Below are 19,000 nucleotides of genomic sequence, written 5' to 3'. Positions count from 1 at the left end.
TGGTGCAGGGACTGGCCGAATGGGCCGGGACTGGGCAAGTGGGGCCGGGACTGGGTGAGTGCGCTGTGGACAGTGCGGGGGCGGACTTCGGTTGGGGTCCCGTGTGGACGGTGAGTGTCGGCCGAGGTGGCGGTGATGCGCTCAACGTGGCAAAACATCAAGCGGTAAGCATCATGCACCAAGTGGCTAGCAGTAAAACATCAAGCGTGAAGCGGAAGTGCGCGTAGTACGAGAGGGACTTTCGCGGCAGGGGAGGAGTCGCGAAAGTCCCCCTCGTGGTCTTGGAAGCGGCGGGAGGAAAGCGCCGCGGGTGGGTCAGGCTGGGGCGAGTTTTCGGAGGTATGACACCAGTTCCGCGGTCGGGAGGCCGCACAGTTCGGCCATCCGTTCCAGTGCGGCCAGGTCGAAGGACACCTCGCCCGAGGCTGGGCTGCCGGAGGAAGAGGGCTGACTGCCAGGGGATTCCGGGCGGGCGGTGCCGGAGCCCGGACCAGTTCCGGCACCCGGAACTGGCCCACCGGAGCCGGAAAACCCACTGCCGGAACGGGAAACCCCAGCACCAGAACCGGAAGTACCAGAACCGGAAACCCCAGCACCAGAAGCACCGGACCGAGAAGAACCACCAGCACCACCAGAACCGGAAGCACCAGAACCCGAAGCACTGGACCGTGAAGAACCACCAGAACCCCCACCAGCACCCGAAACCCGGGAAGCCGGTACCGAAGCTCCGATCTGCCGTAACCGTCCCTCTGCCCAGCGGCGTAACGGGGTCAGCTCCGGTCCCGCCTCCGCGACCACCCGGCGCAGGTCCACCCTTACCCGGCCCGGTTCCTCGGTGAAGACCCGGCTGTGCACTTTCGCCAGCAGGTCCTGGGGTAGCTCGTCCATTGCCACGCACAGCTCGACCAGGCGGACCACGGAGCATTGCCGCGTGCCCAGTTCGTAGGTCGCCAGTGTCTGCAGTGAGATCTCGCTCTGCAGATGCGCGTTCAGCTCCTTGCGCGTCCACCCTCGGCCACGCCGGAGCTTGCGCAGCTCGTCTCCGAGTACCCGCTGGTAGTGCTCAGCGTCGATCACGGCCCCTGCCCCTCACCAACCTCGCGGACGCGGGCTTGCGTCCCGATGGTGAAAGCATCGGGGAGCCGTTTCATTACGCGGTTTTCGCGAAGAAATCTCGACTTACCCCGAATGGAGCAATGCGTCAGTTGACGCAGGGCACACCCTCGGCGGTGATCGGCTGCTGGTCGTCGCCTGCCGACGGCGGTGGGGTGGCGGCCTCTTGCCGCGGGGCCGGTGCCGAGCCGGTGCCGCTCGACGCGCCGTCCGACGGCTGGTAATCCGAGCCCAGGTACACCTTCACGTGTCCGGCCGGAACGCTCTTGTCCTCCTGCACGGTCGCCTTGGTACCCAGCGCGTCGGCCACTGCCTGCCCCGCGGCCTGTCCGCCGTTCGGGACCCAGATCACCGTCGTCTTCCGGGATGACGCGTTGTCCGTCTCGCCCGCCTTGAAGCCCTTCGACGTCAGCTGCTTCGACACGCTCGCAGCCAGCCCGTTGCGGCCCGTCGCGTTGCGGACGTCGACCGTGATGTCCTTGTGCGCGTCGTTCGCTTGCTGCGGCGGCGGTGCGGGCTGCTGATCGGCCTGCGGGCCCGCGAGCCCTTGCACGAACGCCTTCACCTTGGCCGGGTCGACCTTGATCGCGACGCCGTCGTTCGGCGTGCGATACTCGACGTTGTCGACCGGGATCGTGCGGAACTCCAGCTGCCCGCCGGTCAGCCCCTTCATCTGCTGGGCGAAGCTGAAGATGTCCCAGTTCTGGTTCAGCACCACGGACTTCTTGATCGCGTCGATCAGCGCGTTGAGCTTGCCGGGGTCGGTGAGCGTGCCCGCGGACAGGATCTTGCGCGCCATTCCGGCCATGAACACCTGCTGGCGCACCACCCGGTCGAGGTCCCCGCGCGGGAGGCCGTGCCGCTGCCGGACGAACTCCAGCGCTTCCACCCCGGCGATCGTGTGCTGGCCCTTGGTGAAGTTCGCGCCGGAGTACTCGTCGTCGACATTGTTGTTGAGGCACACGTCCACGCCGCCGACGGCCTGCGTGATCTCGCTGAAGCCGAGCAGGTTGATCGCCGCGTAGTTGTCGATCGTGGACCCGGTGAGCGCCTCGACCGTGCCGATCAGCTGCTTCGCCCCGGCCTGGTTGGCCTTGACGTCGAGCTCCTTCGGATCCGTGACACCTTGGGCCTGCAGATCCTTGCGCGCCTGCAGCATCGCCCTGGCATACGCGGAGTTGATCTTGTGCTTGCCGTAGCCGGGGATGTCGACGTACGAGTCACGCGGCAGCGAGATCGCGACGGCCTTGCTGCCGTCGTTCGGGATGTGCACGAAAATCAGGGTGTCGGTGTTCAGCTCGCCGTCCGACTCGCCCGCGCGCAGCTGGTCGAGCAGTTGCTGGGAGAGCGGGTTGCCCTGCGCGTCGGTGCGGCTGTCGAGGCCGACCAGGAGGATGTCGCGGGCACCGTCGGCGGGCTTCTCGCCGCCCCCGCCCGCGCCGATCACGTCGGCGTAGTTCAGCCCGTTGACCAGCCCCTGCAGCGACGCCCACGCGTACCCGGTGAGCCCCATGACCAGCAGCGACACCACGGCGACGGCGATTTTCGCGCCGCGCATCGGGTTGCGGCGGGGACGGCGGGCCGGTGGCCGGCGCGGTGGTGGGGCCGGACGGCGGGCCGGGCCGGATCCGGGGGCCTCGCGGCGGGCTCGGGGCGGTGGTGGCGGTGGACGGCGCGCACGGCCGGGCTGGTCCTGCCGCGAGCGGGCGGGGCGGCGATCGCCTTGCCCGTGTCGAGGCGGGTAGTCCACGCGGTCGGCTCCTTCTCGTTGTTCTCGTCCGGTCCTGGAGACGCATGGTGCCGGGACGGGGTTGCCGCAGGTTTGCACCTCCCCCGGCCGGTGTGGCGTGCGCCACCCCATGTTCCGGCATCAGGACCCGTTTCGCCCGGTTGCCTTGATGCGTGTCGCGAGGTCAGGGTGTGGCGTTCGCCGCCCGTCTGTCCGGCAGCAGGCAGGAACCCGCAGCGACCAGCGCGAGCGCGGCAGTGCCGGTGTGCAGCACCACGGTCGCCGCGCCGTGCGTTTCCCCTCCGGCCGCGGCGACGAGGGACGGGACGCAGGTCAGCGCGCACAACAGCCAGGTGCCGGCCGACGCCGCCGCGCCGGTCCGGACGGTGTGCAGCAGCAGAACGCCGAGCAGCAGGTGGACGAGGCTTTGCACCGGGTCGAGGCGCAGGCCGAGCACGTCGGCGTCCGCGGCGACGGCGCCGAACCGGGCGAGCGCGAGACCGAACACGCCGAGCGTCGCGTAGCCGATGCCCAGCGCGGCGGCCGCACGGGTGAGCAGCACCGGCACCCGGCCGGTCGGAATGCGTGGCCGCGGCGGCGCCGGGACGTCCGGCCGGCCCGGATGCCGTTCGAACCACCAGAAGACCAGACCCGCGGGCACGAGCAGCAGCGCGACCGCCACCAGCGTGCGTGGCCGCACCAGCCAGTCCAGGCCGTCGGCGATCGGGCCGGGCAGGTACACGACGGCGACCAGCAGCAGCATCGCCGCCAGGAACGCCAGGTACAGGCTCATCGGGGCACGCAGGACGAGCGCGGTCGCCCGCGTGACCCGGCTCCCCGCGGCCCAGCGGCGCAACGGGCTCGCCAGCAGCCCGACCAGACCCAGCTGTGACACCCCCAGCAGCAGGACTTCCCACGGCGGCGCGGACAACGCCGCCGGGGCGCCCGGACTGCCGAGCAGCACCGGCGAAGCGCCGAAGCCGACGACGCCCACCACAAGCGCCGCTATCCCGGCTACGGCGGCGACAGCGAGCAGCCGGCGTGGCAGGCGGACGCCGTCGGCGTACGCGAACGCTGTCTGCTGGGCGAGGAGCGCCAACGCGAGCGTCGCGGCGTAACGCGGCCAGGCCGAGTCTGACCAGACCGCAGCGAGCTCCCCAGCCGCCACTGCGGCGGCCAGTCCCGCGACCGTCCACAGCCGCGCTCGGCGGTACAGCGTCAGCAGGAGCGGTGCGCCGACGACCGTCAGCAGGTACACGCCCAGCAGCCACAGCGGGTGCAGCGCAATCCGCATGACCGTCGCGTTGGTACCTGCCGGGATCCCGAGGAGTTCCAGCGCCAGCGGCACGACCAGGGCGACGACGGCGAAGATCAGCGCGGGCCGGAGCAGGGGGCTGGCGCGTTCGGCGAGGTAGTGCCGGTAGCCGCGGTCGCGTTCGGCCTGCCAGCCGGCCGCGTTCGCGAATCCGCCCGCGAAGAAGAGCAGCGGGGTGAGCTGGGCGAGCCAGGTGAGCGGTGACCAGGCGGTTTCCGGTACGCCGCCCCAGTCGGCGAGCGCGGTGACGGCCTCGCCGGCCACCAGCACCGCGGCGCTGCCCACGCCGAGCACTGTCCACGGCCGCGGCACGCCGGGCCAGGCTCGCGGGGTGCGGCGGGCGCTGCGCCAGCCCCGCAGCCGGACGGCCAGCAGACACCCGATCACCAGGACCCCGGCGACCATCGGGCCGACCGGGTCGCCGACCGGCGGTCCCCAGCGCTGGTGCCACGAGTTCACGACGAGACCGGCCGTGTACAGGGACGCGACCACCTGGCAGGTCCGCGCCGAGTCCATCGGGTTGATCACGCAGGCGTGGTGCATGTCCTGCGACAGCCGGTCGTCGAGCGACGCGCGGGCCGTCTGGTCGAGCGGGTGGCCCTTCTTGTCGGCGTAGCGGAGGAGGTCGTAGCCGAGGTCGTGGGCCTTGCAGGGGGCGGCGTAGTCCCACTTGGTGTTGTCGTCGCCCCAGGGAGTGGAGCAGCCGCCGTCGACGTGGACCGCGCGCACGGTGCCGTCGCGGGCGGGCAAGGCACCAGGCGTGATGCCCGTGACGGCGGTGAAGTCCTTGGGCAGCAAGGCGAGTGCGGTTGGCTGCGGGCCGGGGTGGGTGAGGGCGTCGATGGCCTGCTGCGCGGCGAGGACGTCACCGGTGGGTGGCCCCTGGTCGGGCGGGTCGGCCGGCCGCGACGCGATCAGGCCGAAGCCGAACACGACGAGCAGGACCAGCAGCAGCCAGCCGGACGTCGACCAGGGGCGGCGGCGGACCCGGCGCGCGGCCGGAGCCGGGGCGGGGTCGCGGTCGTCGATGGCTGGCATGCGCACCAGGGTGCCAGTCCCGCGCGCCCGGCGGCAGGCGGCTGTCCCCCGGGCGGGTACGGGGGACAACCCGAGGGGGCCGGTTTTCGGCAATGAGCACTCGTTCCGGAAACGCGCCATCCCCGCCGAGGGCGGTATTCCGGGGCTTGTGGAGCGCTACTTCTGAATCGTTTCGCGATTAATCGGAAAAGGTGCCGGTGATCGGAATTCGATCACTCCGGCGGCGGAACTTCCTCGGCGAAGCGGACCTGGTTCCGGCCGCCTTCCTTCGCGGTGTAGACGGCCGCGTCGGCGGCATGCAGCAACTGTTCCAGACTCGTTCCGTTGACCCCGAGCAATGCGACGCCGATGGAAGTGGTGCGGCCGCTGATCAAAGCGGAACCACCGCGTTTGTCGGTGGTCACGATCCGCTGTTCGGCGATTGCGGTGCGGATTCGTTCGGCGGTCACCTTGGCCGCGGTGGTGTCCACTTCGGGAAGCAGGATCAGGAATTCCTCGCCGCCGAAGCGGCCGATGATGTCCTTGGGCCGGGTGATTTCGTCAAGGGTTTGCGCGACCGTGCGCAGGACGTCGTCGCCTGCCGGATGGCCGTACGTGTCGTTGATCCACTTGAAGTGATCGAGGTCGATCATCAGCAGTGCCAGCATTTCCCCGCCGCGCACGGTGCGGGTCAGCGCGCGTTCCGCGGCCTCGGACCAGCCGCGGACGTTGAAGATCCCGGTCTTCGGATCGGTGCGTGCTTCGGACTGCAGTTGGTTGATTTCCGCCAGCCGGTTTCCGAGGACCGTGATGAGCACGAGGATCACGATCGCCGGTGGGATGTTCACCAGCAGGATCGTCGCGATCGTGCCGAGTCCGATGGTGGAAAGTTCAAGCAGGTTGTCGTCTTTGGTGCCGAGGACGTTGCTGAGGGTGGGCGACGAAGTTCCGCCCAGTGCGAGCAGGCCGCCGATGACGACGGCCTGCAGCGCGGCGTAACAAAAGCCGACGAGCATCAGGATGCCGAAGACCTGCAACGAGTTCTCCGGCGTCAGCCGGGCGAGCTCGGCCGAGGCGAAGGTCTGGTACAGCTGGTGTGCCAGCAACGCCGAAACGGCGTGCGTGAACGAGGTGAACAGGAACTTGTGCGGTGGCCGCCGGGAGTTGAACCAGCGCTGGCCGCGCACGATCACGATCAGCAGCAGGGTCAGGTGGATCGGCAGCAGGAGTGCGCCGGGGAAAACCCAGATGCCGGACAGGTCGATGTGCACGGCGGTGATCCGGTTGCGCCGCCGTTCCTCCTGCCGCCGGGTGAGCTGGATGTGCACCGTCGCGCACACCGCGAGAATCCCGAACCGGCCCCAGTCCACGAGGGTCGGCCCCGGCGACGTGATCACCCCGAACGTCAGCAGGCCGGCCGCAATCGCGTCCCACGCCAGCAGAAACGCCACCATCCGGCGTGGTTTGGTCCAGAGATCCCACGACGGCACGGGGTTCCCGGCGATCAGCGCGCGCACTTTCCGGGTACGGCCCGAGGCGGTGGGTGATTCCTCCCCGGGACCGCGGGCGTCACCGTGCGCCGGTTCGGTTCCGGCCATCGGGCCCCGCCTCCTCGGGTATCTCGGGCGGTTCGCACTCGGTTGCCGCTTCTGCATGCTTATCAGTTACCGGTATCATCCCACTTACCGACTTCCCGGCGCCGCGCAGCGACGCGAGAGCAGTATTCGGTGGTTGTCCCCGAACCCCGGAGACGCCTTCCGTGCGACCTGGTGTATCCATGAAGAGAAATTGCGGAGGAGTCTCCCCGCCGTCCCCCGAGATGAGGTGTTTTCCGATGCGCGACCGCGAAGCGTGAATCGAAGCGATGTCCTTTTTCCGGAAATTGTCACTGAGTGGAGGTGGCGAACAGTGCGTGACCGCGAGGCGTGAGTTCCGTGACGAGCCGAGAGCAGATTCGTGACAATGCGAGCGGAGGTGTGTTCCGTGCGTGACCGCGAGGCGTGAAAAGACTTCCGGCCCGGGAGGTCCGGACCGATGCGGCCGGTGCGCAGTACCGGCCACGGCTCAGAGCCCGGTCCCGGCCGCGACCGTGTGCCGCACCCGGGTCCACGAGAAGGCAGTGGGGATCGCCAGTGCGACGCCGGCCAGCCCGGCGAGTGCGATGGCGGTGATGGCGGACCCGGTCGTCTGTGCGACCACCCCGCCGAGTGCGACCCCGACCCCCTGGGCGACCCGGAGGCCCGTGCGGTACAGCCCGCCGGCGCCCCCGCGCAGTTCGTTCGGCACCCAGGTGGAGAACGTCGCGGTCACCGTGATGATGTACGAGCCCATCGCCCCGGCGAGGGCCAGCAGGATCAGCGCGAGCACGAGGTTCGGCTGTACCAGGAACAGTGCCAAGAGGCCAAGCGACATCGTCGCGAGCACGCCGAGCAGGCGCTGGCGCACCGGGGCGGACGCGAACTTCGACAGCAGGTAGGCCCCGGCGACGAAGCCGAGCGGGTCGGCGGCGAGCAGCCAGCCGACGGCCGCGGGCGGCGCGTTCAGCTGCTGGGCCAGCGGTGCGGCCAGTCCTTCGGGGACCACCGCGAGCCCGACGAGCCACGACAACGCGATCAGCACCCGCAGCTTCCGCTGCCCGAAAACCCAGCGGGTGGCCGAGAACCAGGTGGTGCGCTCGCTCCCGGCGGCAGGCCGGTTCTTCACCCACACCCGCACGATCACCGCGGCCACCGCGAAGCTCACCGCGTCCACGGCCAGCGCCCACGACGTGCCGACCGCGCTCACCAGCAGCCCGCCACCGGCGAGGCCGAGCAGCTGCACCGTGTTGGTGGTGATCCCGCGCAGGTCCTGGCTGCGCAGGTACAGCTCGTCGTCGGTGAACACCTCGCGCGTGATCGCGTTCTGCGCCGCGTTCGCCGGTGACGCCGCGAGCTGGACGGCCACCAGCAGCAGGCACAGCACGGCCAGCGGCATTCCCGGCAAGCTCATCAGCCCCACCAGCACCGCTTGGACGGCGGCGCTGGCGCTCAGCACGGTGCGCCTGCGGTAGCGGTCGGCGAGGAAGGACAGCCCGAGCCCGCCCGCGAGCGCAGGCAGGAAGGTGAGTGCGTACACGACAGCAGCCCACAGCGCGGAGCCGGTCCGGTTGTACACGAGGATGGCGAGTGCCACCTTCGCCAGCTGGTCGCCCGCGCTGGAGACGGCCTCCGCCGCCCACAGAACGCGGTACTCGACGTTCCGCAGCGGCGCCGTAAGCCGTGATGTCGCGTCGGTCGTCACGGGGTGACCACTGCCCCCTCCCCGATCGAGTGAATACTGTGCTGTCCGCATTGTGCCTTTGCCGGTGACGCTCCGGGCCGGGACGTCACAAATCCCGCCGAGGGTCGACCCTCAGTATGCCGCCGATCACACCCGGGTGAACAGCGGGGACGTGCCTCTTCCCGGACCGCCGGGCCGATCCGGACTGACCTGCCGGGGGGTACCGCGGGACTGATCGGCCGTCCCTCGTTCGGCGCAGCGCGGCCACCGTTCGTCGCCGTCGCGCGGCCTGCTGGGCCGAATGGGCCAACACTGGAAGAGACAGTGGGGAGTGGGTATGGACAGTCTCTTGCAGGACAAGGCCGTCGTCGTGACCGGCGCCGGCCGTGGGCTCGGGGAGGCGTTCGCCGTGCACATCGCGCGGGCCGGCGGAGCGGTGGTGGTCAACGACGTGGACGCGGAACTGGCCGAGCGCACCGCCGCGACGATCCGCGACCACGGCGGCCGCGCGGTCGCGAGCGGGCACAGCGTGGCCGACCCCGCGCAGGCGCAGGCGATCGTGGACCGGTGCGTGGCCGAGTTCGGCCGGATCGACGGGCTGGTCAGCAACGCGGGGCTGAACTACGAGGCGCTGCCCTGGGAGGACGACGTCGAGCAGGTCCGGCAGCTGGTCGAGGTGAACGTGCTCGGCGTGATGTACACCGGGCTGGCGGCGATCCGGGCCATGGTGGGCGCGGGTACCGGCGGGTCGATCGTCAATATTTCCTCGGGCGCGTCGCTCGGGCAGCGGAAGCTGGGCGTGTACTCGGCGAGCAAGGGCGCGGTCGCGTCGCTGACGTATTCCTGGGCGCTCGACCTCGAGGAGTCCGGGATCCGGGTGAACGCGGTGTGCCCGGTGGCGCACACGCGGATGGTGTGGAAGTCGGAGCGGGCGCTGCGGGCGTGCCCGCCGGACCGGACCCCGGCGCGGATCGCGCCGGTGGTGCTGTTCCTGCTCGGGGCCGGGTCGGACGGGATCACCGGGCAGATGATCCGGTGCAACGGGCCGCAGCTGCATGTGATGGGACAGCCGTATCTGAAGCAGCCGATCCTGGAGCGGCGGGCGTGGGATACGGAGACGGTGCAGGAGGCTTTTGACGAGGTGTTCTCGGCGCATCTGGAGAATTACGGGCTGGAGAAGAGGGTGCCGCCTCGGTTGCGCAAGTGGACGGACTCCAGCCGGATCGCTTGAGCGGGGCCGTGGCGTGGGGGGCGTCGCTGGTGGGCACCCCGAAGCCGGGATTGTGACTACGGTCTGGGGGTGCTTGTCAAGGCGGGAAAGATGCCTTGACAAGCACCCCCAGACCGTGTTTTTGGCTTCGTATCGGGGTGCAGGGCCGGGTCTGGGCTGCCGGGTTTCGTGGGGTGCGCGGGCTGCGGTGAGTGGGTGGCGGGTCGGGGGGAAGTCCGTGAAGGGAACCTTCACGGAATCTGGGTCCGTGAAGGGAACCTTCACGGAATGGTGGTCCGTGAAGGGAACCATGAGGGAATCTGAGTCCGTGAAGGTTCCCTTCACGGAAGTGGGTCAGGGGTTGTAGAGGGTGGCGATGGTGGATTCGTAGCGGGCGTTGATGATGCGGCGCTTGAGTTTCAGGGTGGGGGTCAGTTCGCCGGTTTCCGGGGTCCAGGTGCGGGCGATCAGGTGGTAGCGCTTGATCTGCTCGATTCGGGCCAGGCGGTTGTTGGCGGATTCGATGGCCCGGTCGATCTCGGCGCGGATTGCCTCGTGGGCGGCCAGCGCTTCGATGTCGGTGGCTTCGATGCCGTTTGCGGCGGCCCAGCCGGGGGCGATTTCGTCGTCTAGGACGATCAGGGCCGTTACGTAGGGGCGGGCGTCGCCGATTGCTACCGCTTGGCCGATCAGCGGGTGTTCTTTCAGGAAGCCCTCGATGCGGGTCGGGGCGATGTTCTTGCCGCTTGAGGTGATGATCAGTTCTTTCTTGCGGTCGGTGATCGTGACGAAGCCGTCGGCGTCGATGGTGCCGATGTCGCCGGTGGCGAACCAACCCTCGGCGTCGGTGGCTTGCTCGATGGTGCCGTCGGCTTGCAGGTAGCCGAGGAACACGATCGGGCCGCGGACGAAGAGTTCGCCGTCCTCGCCGGTTTTTACCTCCACCCCGTCCAGCGGGCGGCCGACGGTGCCTGCGCGGAATGCGTCGGCGGTGTTGGCGGTTGCGGCGCCGGTGGTTTCCGACAGGCCCCACACTTCCTGGATTTCCACGCCCAGCCCGGCCAGGAAGTACAGCACCTCCACCGGCAGTGCGGCCGCGCCGCTGGACGCGACGTGCAGCCGGTCCAGGCCGAGCAGCGCGCGCACCGGGGCGAGCGCTGCTTCGTCGGTCTTGGCGATCCGCTCGGCGAGCTCGGCCGGGACCTCCTTGCCGGCGCTGCGCAGTTTGTAGCCTTCCTGCAGCAGTTCGTTGGCGGCGATGAGCGCTGTCCGCCGGTCTTCCGGGACACCGGCAAGCATGTTCTTCAAGCCTGCCACCATTTTTTCCCACACCCGCGGTACGCCGAAGAAGCTCTGCGGGTGTACCCGGCCGAGCGCGGCAACCACGCCGGTCGGATCGCCGACCGTGTGCACGTGCCCGGCGAGCACGGTCGGCAGATAAATCGACAGCTCGCGTTCGGCGATGTGGGCGAGTGGCAGGTACGCGACGTTCGTGACGCCCCACGGCGCGTCGTGCGCGGCGGTGACGGCGAGCCCTTCGTGGACTGCGTTGCGGTGGGAAAGGACGACGCCCTTCGGGTCGCCGGTGGTGCCGGACGTGTAGATCATCGCGAGCGGGTCGTCCGGCCGGATTGCTTGCCACGCTTGGTCGAACGCGTCCGGGTCGGCGGCCAGCGCGGCGCGACCGGCCTCGCGCACCGCGGAGTACGCGACGAACCGGTCGTCGCCCTCGGGGATTGCCGCCGCGTCGAACAGCACCACGTGACGCAGCGCGGGCAGGTCGTCGAGCACCGGCTGCCAGCGGGACAGCTCGGCCTCGCCGGCCAGTACCACGACGGGGGCGGCGCTGTGCCGGGCGACGTAGCGGATCTGGTCCGGGCTCAGCGTCGAGTACGCGGTGCACGGGATGGCGGCCAGGTGCACTGCGGCGAGGTCGGCGACGAGGTGGTCCGGGCTGCTCGGCGCCATGATCAGCATCCGGTCACCCGCGGCGAGACCCAGCCCGGCGAGGCCGCGGGACAGTTCGGCGATCGCGGTGCGGAACTCGGCCCAGGTGAGCGTGGGGTGGCCGTCAAGATCGAGCGACGTGACGGCGGGCTGGTCGCCGTGCTCGGTGGCGTTGCGGTGCAGCAGGCGCGGGATCGTGAGGCCCTCGGCCTGCTCGGCGATCGACTGAGTCAATACTGCCTCCTCCTGTGGTGACGGTCACTGTAGGACGTCCTCGCCGGTGCCGATAGAGATCGCGGCCGACCGGGTAGCTCCGCTGCGCGAAGGCACCCTGATTGAATGGGGGGACCGAACTGTTTGAGGAGCGCCGATGACCGAATCCGTTGCGCGGAGCCGGAGCCTCGCCGACGAGGCGGCCGCGCTGGACGCCGCCGACCCGCTTGCCGGCAAGCGCGCGGAGTTCGACCTCGACGACGCCGTCGCCTATTTCGACGGCAATTCCCTTGGGGCGCCGCCGAAACACGTCGCGCAGCGGCTCACCGAGGTGGTCCGCGAGCAGTGGGGCGGGCGGCTGATCCGCTCGTGGAACGACGGCTGGTGGGACGCTCCGCAGCGGATCGGTGACCGGATCGCGCCGCTCGTCGGCGCCGCGGCCGGGCAGGTCGTGGTGGCGGATTCGACGACGGTCGACCTGTTCAAGACGCTCGTCGCGGCGGTGCGGGCGAATCCCGGGCGCGACGAGATCCTGGTCGACGCCGGAACTTTCCCGACCGACGGGTACGTGGCCGACCAGGTCGCCCGGCTCACCGGGCACGCGCTGCGCCGGGTACCGGTGGCCGAGCTGGCGGACGCGGTGTCCGAGCGGACGGCGGCGGTGCTGGTGAACCACGTCGATTACGTGAGCGGCCGGTTGCACGACATGCCGTCGGTCACCGACGCGGTGCAGGCCGCCGGCGCATTCGCGGTGTGGGACCTCTGCCACAGCGTCGGCGCAATTCCGGTACGGCTCGACGAGTGCGCGGTCGATTTCGCGGTGGGCTGCACGTACAAGTTCCTCAACGGCGGGCCGGGTTCGCCCGCATTCGTCTATGTGGCGCAGCGGCATCAGGCGGAATTCGACCAGCCGCTCGCCGGATGGGCCGGGCATGCGGATCCGTTCGCGATGGAGGACGGCTACCGCGGCAGCGCCGGAATCGCCCGCGCCCGCGCCGGTACGCCGGACATGCTGTCGATGCTGGCTCTCGACGCCGCCCTGGACGTGTGGGACGGTGTCGACCTCGCCGTCTTGCGCGCAAAAGGCTTGGCGCTTGGCGATTTCTTCTTTCAGTGCCTCGACGAGCTCCTCCCTGGTGCCGAAGTGCCGACGCCGCGCGACCACGCCCGTGGACACCAGATTTCGGTGTGCGATCCCGGTGGCCAGCAGACGATGGACGCCCTGCACCGCCAAGGCGTGCTCGGCGATTTCCGTCCGCCGGATGTGCTGCGCTTCGGGCTGGCGCCGCTGTACACGACGTATGGCGAGGTGCTGCGCGCGGTGACGACGCTGCACGGGCTGCGCTGAGCGTTACCGAACTCCCCGAAATTTCCGTGGCGAGGGTGAACAATCGGTGTCCGGCTCGCCCCTTCGGGTGACCGAAGGGCGCTTTCCGGGCTGTCCGGCAGGTATGATCGATACCTGCTTTTCGCAGGTCGGAGCCGGTCGAAGGGGAACAGCGGCGCCGCCGGGCGAAGTATGGGTGGAAGGGGCCGGGATGATCGAGACCCGCGGTCGCGAGGTGCCGCTGTCGTACGTCGTCACTCTGTTCGTCGGGATTGCGCTCGGCTTCGTGCTTTCGCGCTTCGGCGCTTTCCTGACGCGCTACCCGGTCGAGTCGGCGCTGGTCGCGGTGCTGGTGGCGGCGGTGCTCGTGCTGGCGTGGGCGTGCCGCGAGATGCTGCACGACCTGATCCGCCGCCGCCCCGCCGCGGCGGCACCGGAACCACAGCCGGAACCCGGTCCGCGACTTTCGCCACATCGGCCGCCGAAAGTGTCCGGCACTGAATTCCGGTAATCAATCTCCACTCGCCGGGTGATTCCGCGTGAATGCGGGAATGCGCATGCGATTTCTGGAACCCGAATCGGTTCCGGTCTCCGTCGCGGCCCGGACGCGGTCGGTGACGGGTCCTCACCGAATGCGGTGCCACCGGGTACGCACCGTGGCCTGCGACCAACGTCACGTGCAGGCGTCACTGATTTTCGAGGCGCTGCAGTGGGTTACCAGCAGGTAACCAGAACGTGATCGTTGCTCATGTCCGGACTTGACTCACCCGTCCGGGTTGCTTACCGTCGTGCGGGGCAACGCAGACCACGGTGAGTTTCGATCCGGCTGGTCGTCCCGGTGGAAAACACCGCGGACCCGAAATAACCCGGTACTGCCGGAAAGGTAAATGGACCACGGTGAAGCAGAATTCCGTGCGACGCAGCCGCGGCTCGTCGATTCGCTCTCGCGTGCTCGCGATCGCGTTGATTCCGAGTGTGGCATTGCTCCTCGTCGGCGTCGCGCTGGCCGGGTACCTCGTCGTCGACGCGCTGAAAGCACGCAGCTACGCGCAGAAGATCCGCGGTTCGGAAGGGCCGGGTATCCCGTTCATCCTCGCCGCCGAGCAGGAACGCCAGCTGTCGATGAGCCTGCTGGCCGGGCAGGACGCCGCGCGCGCCGCGTTGCAGGCCAGCCGCCCGAAGACGGACGCCGCCGCCGCGCAGATCAGCGCGGTGCTGCAGGGCAATTTCGCCGGTGACTCGACGGTGCCCGCGAGCGTGAAGCAGAACATCGCCACGTTCGCCGGTCTGCAGTCGAAGCTGCCCCAGTTGCGCCAGCAGGTGGACGCCGGACAGGTCCCGTTGCTGGAGGCGTTTTCCTTCTACAACCGAATCATCGACCAATTCACCCAGGGCGTCGCGGGGCTCGCGCAGGCCGCGCGCGGGGCGGGTAACGCGTACGCCCGGCTGTCCGCGATCCCCATTTTCAATGCTGCCGAGGAAATGCAGCGGAGTGACGCATTGGCGGCGGCCGGGCTCGCCGCGGGCGGATTGTCCGGCGACGAGCAGCGCGCGTATCTCGGCCAGATCGGGGCGTACCACGCGCAGCTGGAGCAGTCGGTCGCGCAGATGGTGCCCGAGGTACGGGCGAATTACGACAAGCTGATCGCGAGCCCGGCGTGGGCGACCGTGACACAGGTCGAAAATGCGTTGCTGTCCGGGGCGAAACAGCTGCCGGTGCCGATGGAGCAGTGGCGGCCGGCGGCGCAGCAGGTCGCGAAATCGTTGATGACGTTGTTCGCGGCGCAGAGCGCGAATGCGACCAACGCAGCCATCGCCGACGCCGACACCACGCTGCGCAACTCGATCATTGCGGGTGCCGCGGCGGTGCTCTTCGCCCTGATCGTGGTGCTGATCGCCCTGCGGCTGTCGAACCGCTTCATCGCGCGCCTTGCCCGGTTGCGCGAGGACACGCTCGACGCGGCCGAGGTCCGGCTGCCGGAGATCGTCGACCGCGTGCGGGCGGGCGAACCGGTGGACCTCGAAGCGGGCGGCCACCTGCTCGACCACGGCAACGACGAGATCGGCGAGGTTGCCGAGGCGTTCAACCTGGCGCAGCAGTCCGCGATCGCGGCGGCGGTCGAGGAGGCCAAGACGCGGCAGGGTACGAAGGCGGTGTTCATGAACATCGCGCACCGCAGCCAGGTCATCGTGCACCGGCAGCTGAAGGTGCTCGACGCGGCCGAGCGCAAGCAGGAGGACCCGGACCAGCTCGACACCCTCTTCCGCCTCGACCACCTCTCCACCCGCGCCCGGCGCAACGCGGAAAACCTGATCATCCTCGGCGGCGGGCAGCCCGGACGGCAGTGGCGCAATCCGGTGTCGCTGGTGGAGCTCGTGCGTGGCGCCGCGGCCGAGACCGAGGATTTCGCGCGGGTGAAGACGGCGAAGCTGCCGTCGGCCGCAGTGCGCGGACCGGTGGTCGGCGACCTCGTGCACCTGCTCGCGGAGCTGATCGACAACGCGACGTCGTTCTCGCCGCCGGAATCACGCGTCGAGCTGCGCGGGAACGTGGTGGGCAAGGGCGTGGTGATCGAGGTCGAGGACCAGGGTCTCGGCATCGAGCCGGACCAGGCCGACGAGTTCAACGCCATGCTCGCCGACCCGCCGGACTTCGGGATCATGGCGCTGTCGGAGGAACCGCGGCTGGGCCTGTTCGTGGTCGCACGGCTGGCATCGCGGCACGGGATTTCGGTACACCTGAGGGACTCGGCGTACGGCGGCACGCGGGCAATCGTGTTGATCCGCAAGGATTTGCTCGCCCCGATCAGTGAGACGGACCCCGAGGACGGCGGGGTGGCGGAATCCGGGTCGGTGGCCGGTGAGTTGAGTCCGGCAACGGAATCCGTGCGGATTGCGGGGGAATCGGAGCGATTCACGGCTGAGCGGCCGCGTCCGGTGCCGGATTCGCCGCGAGTGGGGGCGGATTCGCCGCGTAACGGGGTGGAAGCCGGGCGTCCGGTCGCGGAATCCGCCCGGCCTGTGCCGGAGTCTTTCCGGCCTGCGGGGGAGTATCACTCCCCGGCACCGGAATCCGCCCGGCCTGCAGTGGAGCCGCAACGTCTGGAACCGCAACATCCCGAACCGCAACGGCCCGTGCTTCCCGCACGCCGGGCAGTCCGGCCCCCCGCTGCCGATGCACCGCCGGTTCGTCCGCCGAGGCTGCCGCAAGGGCGTCCGCAGCACGAACAGCGGGCCGCCGAGAACGGGCGGGGGGCGGTGGAGAACGGACGGCCACCGGGGCGTCCGGCGTTGCCGCAGCGGCGGCGGCAGCAGAACCTCGTGCCGCAGTTGCGCAGTGGTCGCCCGATCGCCGACCCGGCGGAGGCCGACGAGGTCCGCGAGGATTCGCCGGAGCAGGCTCGCTCGCGGCTGACCGCGTTCCAGCAGGGCACCCGGCGCGGCCGCGAGGCCGATCCGGGCCACGACACCAGGTACGGAGAGCACGACTGATGGCGAACAACGGAGTCAACGAGCTCGACTGGCTGCTCGACGACCTCGTACAGCGGGTCGCCGGTGCGGACCGCGCGGTGGTGCTGTCCGCGGACGGGTTGCTGATCGGCCGGTCCGGCAACCTGTCGGAGGCGGATGCGGAGCACCTGTCGGCGGTCGCGTCGGCGTTCCAGAGCCTCGCCCGCGGCACCGGGCGGCATTTCGGCGGCGGCAACGTGCGCCAGACGATGGTGGAGATGGACCACGCGTTCCTGTTCGTCACGGCGGCCGGGCGCGGGGCGTGTCTCGCGCTGCTCGCCGGGGTCGACGCGGACATGGGGCTCGTGGCGTACGAGATGAACCTGATGGTCAAGCGGGTCGGTGCGGTGCTCACCGCGGCGCCGCGGGCCGGAGTGGTCCAGCGGACGTCGCCGTGATGACCGCGCGCCGCGAGCAATGGTACGAGGACGAGGCCGGGCCGCTGGTCCGGTCGTATGCGGTGACCGGTGGCCGCACGCGGTCGGACACGCTCGGGCTCGACCTGATCACGCTCGTCGTGGCGATGCGGACCGCGCGTGAGGTCGCCGGGCTGGAACCGGAGTACGCGCGCATTCTTTCGCTGTGCCAGCGCCCGGTTTCGGTGGCCGAGGTGGCCGCGCGGGTCGATCTGCCGCTGCCGGTGGTGAAGGTGCTGCTGAGCGACCTGATCGAACGCAACCTCGTGCTGTTCCGCACCGCGACCCCCATGACCGACAAGCCCGGCAAACACGTACTCCAGGCGGTTCTCGATGGCATCCGGAAACTCTGAGCCCCGCCGGGCACTGAACGCGCAAGCGGTCAAGGTGCTCGTGGCCGGCGGCTTCGGGGTCGGCAAGACGACCATGGTGGGCTCGGTGAGCGAGGTGCCGCCGTTGCGCACCGAAGAGGTGATCACGACCGCGTCCGAGGGCGTGGACGACCTCTCCGGCGTCGAGGGCAAGACCACCACGACGGTCGCCCTCGACTTCGGCCGCATCACGATCAACCCCGAGCTGATCCTGTACCTCTTCGGCACCCCAGGGCAGGACCGGTTCTGGTTCATGTGGGACGAACTGGCCGACGGCGCACTCGGCGCGGTCGTGCTCGCGGACACTCGCCGTCTCGAATCCTGCTTCCCCGCGGTCGATTTCTTCGAACGCCGGGGGCTGCCGTTCATGGTGGGGGTGAACTGCTTCGACGGCGCTTACCGGTACGGCACCGAGGAGGTCCGCGCGGCACTGGACCTCGACCCGGAGGTCCCGCTCCTGCTGTGCGACGCGCGGGAGCGGGACTCCACCAAACAGGTACTCACGATTCTGATGGAACACGTACTCGCCCATTCCGACACGCTGGTCGGCTAGCGGCGGCGGAGCTGGTCAAGGGCGAACGCACCCGGCCCGACGACGGCGATGGTGAGGAAGACCCAGGAGTACAGCGCCGCCGGCTCGCCCATGTTCTGCAGCGGCAGCAGCCCTTCCGGGGCGTGCACAGTGAAGTAGGCGTACGCCATCACGCCGGACAACGCGATCGCCGCGACCCGGGTGTACAGGCCGGACAGCACGAGAACCGCGCCGACGACCTCGATCACGCAGGCGAACCAGCCAGGCCATTCGCCGAACGCGACTCCGGCGCCCGCGCCGTCGATGCCACCGAAGGCACCAAAGCCCTGCAGGCCGTGACACAGGAACAGGAACGAGGCGACAACCCGGAACAGCCCGAGCACCACCGGACGGGCCCGGTCGGCAAGCGGACGGGAATCGGTGGTGGCTTCGCGGGTGGCGGTCGTGATGCTCATGGGTCTTTCCTTCCGTTGCGCTGGCTTGTACCCATGCGTCGAACCGCGCCCGCGTCGATCGACACGGTCCCGGAAGTTTTTTTCGCGCCCGCGTTCACCCTGGTCAGACGCACCCGGCAAACTGGAGCCATGGTTGTCAGGCACAGCGCAGGCTTGCTGCTCTACCGCCGGTCCGGAGACCGGGTCGAGGTGCTGCTGGCCCACATGGGCGGCCCCTTCTGGGCGAAGAAGGACGAAGCCGCCTGGTCCCTGCCGAAGGGCGAGCTGGAAGACGGCGAGGACCCGGAGACAGCAGCCCGCCGCGAGTTCACCGAGGAACTGGGCCTCCCCGCACCGGAGGGCCCGCTTCACCCGCTGGGTGACGTCCGCCAGTCCGGCAAGGTGGTCACCGCCTGGGCAGTGGAGGCGGACCTGGACCCGGCAACAGTCGTACCCGGCACCTTCGACCTGGAATGGCCCCCACGCTCAGGCCGGATGCAGCAGTTCCCGGAAGTGGACCGGGTGGAGTGGTTCGACGTGGAGACGGCCCGCGCGAAGCTGGTAAAAGGTCAACGCGCCTTCCTGGACCGGTTCATTCCGTGAAGGGA

The 19,000-nt window shown here is 69.6% G+C and carries 14 protein-coding genes and 1 pseudogene; 8 read left to right on the top strand and 7 right to left on the bottom strand.

Annotated elements, in window-relative coordinates; genetic code table 11:
* Positions 1–726 precede the first annotated feature (726 nt).
* The 5 genes and pseudogenes from OO71_RS48485 to OO71_RS04815 form a co-directional block, all read right to left on the bottom strand.
* Positions 727–1,077: pseudogene (locus tag OO71_RS48485) on the bottom strand (helix-turn-helix domain-containing protein); the annotation flags it as partial.
* Positions 1,078–1,201: 124 nt separating this feature from the next.
* Complete coding sequence (locus OO71_RS04830; protein ID WP_033288425.1) at positions 1,202–2,863, bottom strand: LCP family protein; 1,662 nt, start codon at positions 2,861–2,863, stop codon at positions 1,202–1,204.
* A 163-nt stretch (positions 2,864–3,026) separates the two neighbouring features.
* Complete coding sequence (locus tag OO71_RS04825; RefSeq protein ID WP_033288424.1) at positions 3,027–5,195, bottom strand: phospholipase A2; 2,169 nt, start codon at positions 5,193–5,195, stop codon at positions 3,027–3,029.
* A gap of 212 nt (positions 5,196–5,407) precedes the next feature.
* On the bottom strand, positions 5,408–6,772 hold the full coding sequence (locus OO71_RS04820; protein WP_245633566.1) for a GGDEF domain-containing protein: 1,365 nt from the start codon (positions 6,770–6,772) through the stop codon (positions 5,408–5,410).
* Positions 6,773–7,238: 466 nt separating this feature from the next.
* The gene (locus OO71_RS04815) at positions 7,239–8,453 is read right to left on the bottom strand and encodes an MFS transporter (RefSeq protein WP_033288423.1); all 1,215 of its coding nucleotides are present in this window, start codon (positions 8,451–8,453) and stop codon (positions 7,239–7,241) included.
* A 316-nt stretch (positions 8,454–8,769) separates the two neighbouring features.
* On the opposite strand from OO71_RS04815, the gene OO71_RS04810 reads away from it, so the two are divergent.
* On the top strand, positions 8,770–9,663 hold the full coding sequence (locus tag OO71_RS04810) for an SDR family NAD(P)-dependent oxidoreductase (protein WP_033288422.1): 894 nt from the start codon (positions 8,770–8,772) through the stop codon (positions 9,661–9,663).
* Between the two features lie 333 nt (positions 9,664–9,996).
* Here the strand turns inward: OO71_RS04810 and OO71_RS04805 are convergent, their stop codons facing one another.
* A complete protein-coding gene (locus tag OO71_RS04805; RefSeq protein ID WP_033288421.1) occupies positions 9,997–11,823 on the bottom strand; it encodes an AMP-dependent synthetase/ligase in 1,827 nt (608 codons plus the stop codon).
* Between the two features lie 136 nt (positions 11,824–11,959).
* Here OO71_RS04805 and kynU point away from each other — a divergent pair, with 136 nt between their 5' ends.
* The 6 genes from kynU (at position 11,960) to OO71_RS04775 (ending at position 17,979) form a co-directional block, all read left to right on the top strand.
* Entirely contained in the window at positions 11,960–13,150 is a 1,191-nt protein-coding gene (gene kynU / locus OO71_RS04800) for a kynureninase (protein WP_033288420.1), read from the top strand.
* Between the two features lie 190 nt (positions 13,151–13,340).
* Positions 13,341–13,640, top strand: a complete 300-nt coding sequence (locus OO71_RS04795) for a hypothetical protein (protein ID WP_033288419.1) — start codon at positions 13,341–13,343, stop codon at positions 13,638–13,640.
* A gap of 386 nt (positions 13,641–14,026) precedes the next feature.
* Positions 14,027–16,621 (top strand): sensor histidine kinase, encoded by a 2,595-nt coding sequence (locus tag OO71_RS04790; RefSeq protein WP_156096178.1) that lies wholly within the window; start codon positions 14,027–14,029, stop codon positions 16,619–16,621.
* Entirely contained in the window at positions 16,621–17,037 is a 417-nt protein-coding gene (locus OO71_RS04785) for a roadblock/LC7 domain-containing protein (RefSeq protein WP_033288418.1), read from the top strand. The genes OO71_RS04790 and OO71_RS04785 overlap by 1 nt, the downstream gene beginning before the upstream one ends.
* Positions 17,037–17,408, top strand: coding sequence for a DUF742 domain-containing protein (locus OO71_RS04780; protein ID WP_033288417.1), 372 nt, complete (start codon positions 17,037–17,039; stop codon positions 17,406–17,408). The genes OO71_RS04785 and OO71_RS04780 overlap by 1 nt, the downstream gene beginning before the upstream one ends.
* Positions 17,389–17,979, top strand: a complete 591-nt coding sequence (locus OO71_RS04775) for a GTP-binding protein (RefSeq protein ID WP_051791020.1) — start codon at positions 17,389–17,391, stop codon at positions 17,977–17,979. The genes OO71_RS04780 and OO71_RS04775 overlap by 20 nt, the downstream gene beginning before the upstream one ends.
* Here the strand turns inward: OO71_RS04775 and OO71_RS04770 are convergent.
* Positions 17,976–18,413, bottom strand: coding sequence for a DoxX family protein (locus tag OO71_RS04770; RefSeq protein ID WP_033288416.1), 438 nt, complete (start codon positions 18,411–18,413; stop codon positions 17,976–17,978). The two genes, OO71_RS04775 and OO71_RS04770, sit on opposite strands and share 4 nt — an antisense overlap.
* 129 nt (positions 18,414–18,542) lie before the next feature.
* Between OO71_RS04770 and OO71_RS04765 the strand changes: the two genes are divergently transcribed.
* The gene (locus OO71_RS04765) at positions 18,543–18,995 is read left to right on the top strand and encodes an NUDIX hydrolase (RefSeq protein WP_033288684.1); all 453 of its coding nucleotides are present in this window, start codon (positions 18,543–18,545) and stop codon (positions 18,993–18,995) included.
* The last annotated feature ends 5 nt before the right edge of the window (positions 18,996–19,000 follow it).

Source organism: Amycolatopsis jejuensis, from assembly GCF_000717335.1.
GTDB classification, from domain to species: domain Bacteria; phylum Actinomycetota; class Actinomycetes; order Mycobacteriales; family Pseudonocardiaceae; genus Amycolatopsis; species Amycolatopsis jejuensis.
The sequence above is the reverse complement of the archived record's forward strand: the minus strand, read 5'-3'. Positions and strand labels throughout refer to the sequence as shown.

What these genes read in the sequence shown, in the direction of transcription:
- OO71_RS04825 (WP_033288424.1), bottom strand. Translation starts at nt 5,195, where the DNA reads ATGCCAGCCATCGACGACCGCGACCCCGCCCCGGCTCCGGCCGCGCGC.
- kynU (WP_033288420.1), top strand. Translation starts at nt 11,960, where the DNA reads ATGACCGAATCCGTTGCGCGGAGCCGGAGCCTCGCCGACGAGGCGGCC.
- OO71_RS04780 (WP_033288417.1), top strand. Translation starts at nt 17,037, where the DNA reads ATGACCGCGCGCCGCGAGCAATGGTACGAGGACGAGGCCGGGCCGCTG.
- OO71_RS04765 (WP_033288684.1), top strand. Translation starts at nt 18,543, where the DNA reads ATGGTTGTCAGGCACAGCGCAGGCTTGCTGCTCTACCGCCGGTCCGGA.
- OO71_RS04770 (WP_033288416.1), bottom strand. Translation starts at nt 18,413, where the DNA reads ATGAGCATCACGACCGCCACCCGCGAAGCCACCACCGATTCCCGTCCG.
- OO71_RS04795 (WP_033288419.1), top strand. Translation starts at nt 13,341, where the DNA reads ATGATCGAGACCCGCGGTCGCGAGGTGCCGCTGTCGTACGTCGTCACT.
- OO71_RS04775 (WP_051791020.1), top strand. Translation starts at nt 17,389, where the DNA reads ATGGCATCCGGAAACTCTGAGCCCCGCCGGGCACTGAACGCGCAAGCG.
- OO71_RS04785 (WP_033288418.1), top strand. Translation starts at nt 16,621, where the DNA reads ATGGCGAACAACGGAGTCAACGAGCTCGACTGGCTGCTCGACGACCTC.
- OO71_RS04810 (WP_033288422.1), top strand. Translation starts at nt 8,770, where the DNA reads ATGGACAGTCTCTTGCAGGACAAGGCCGTCGTCGTGACCGGCGCCGGC.
- OO71_RS04820 (WP_245633566.1), bottom strand. Translation starts at nt 6,772, where the DNA reads ATGGCCGGAACCGAACCGGCGCACGGTGACGCCCGCGGTCCCGGGGAG.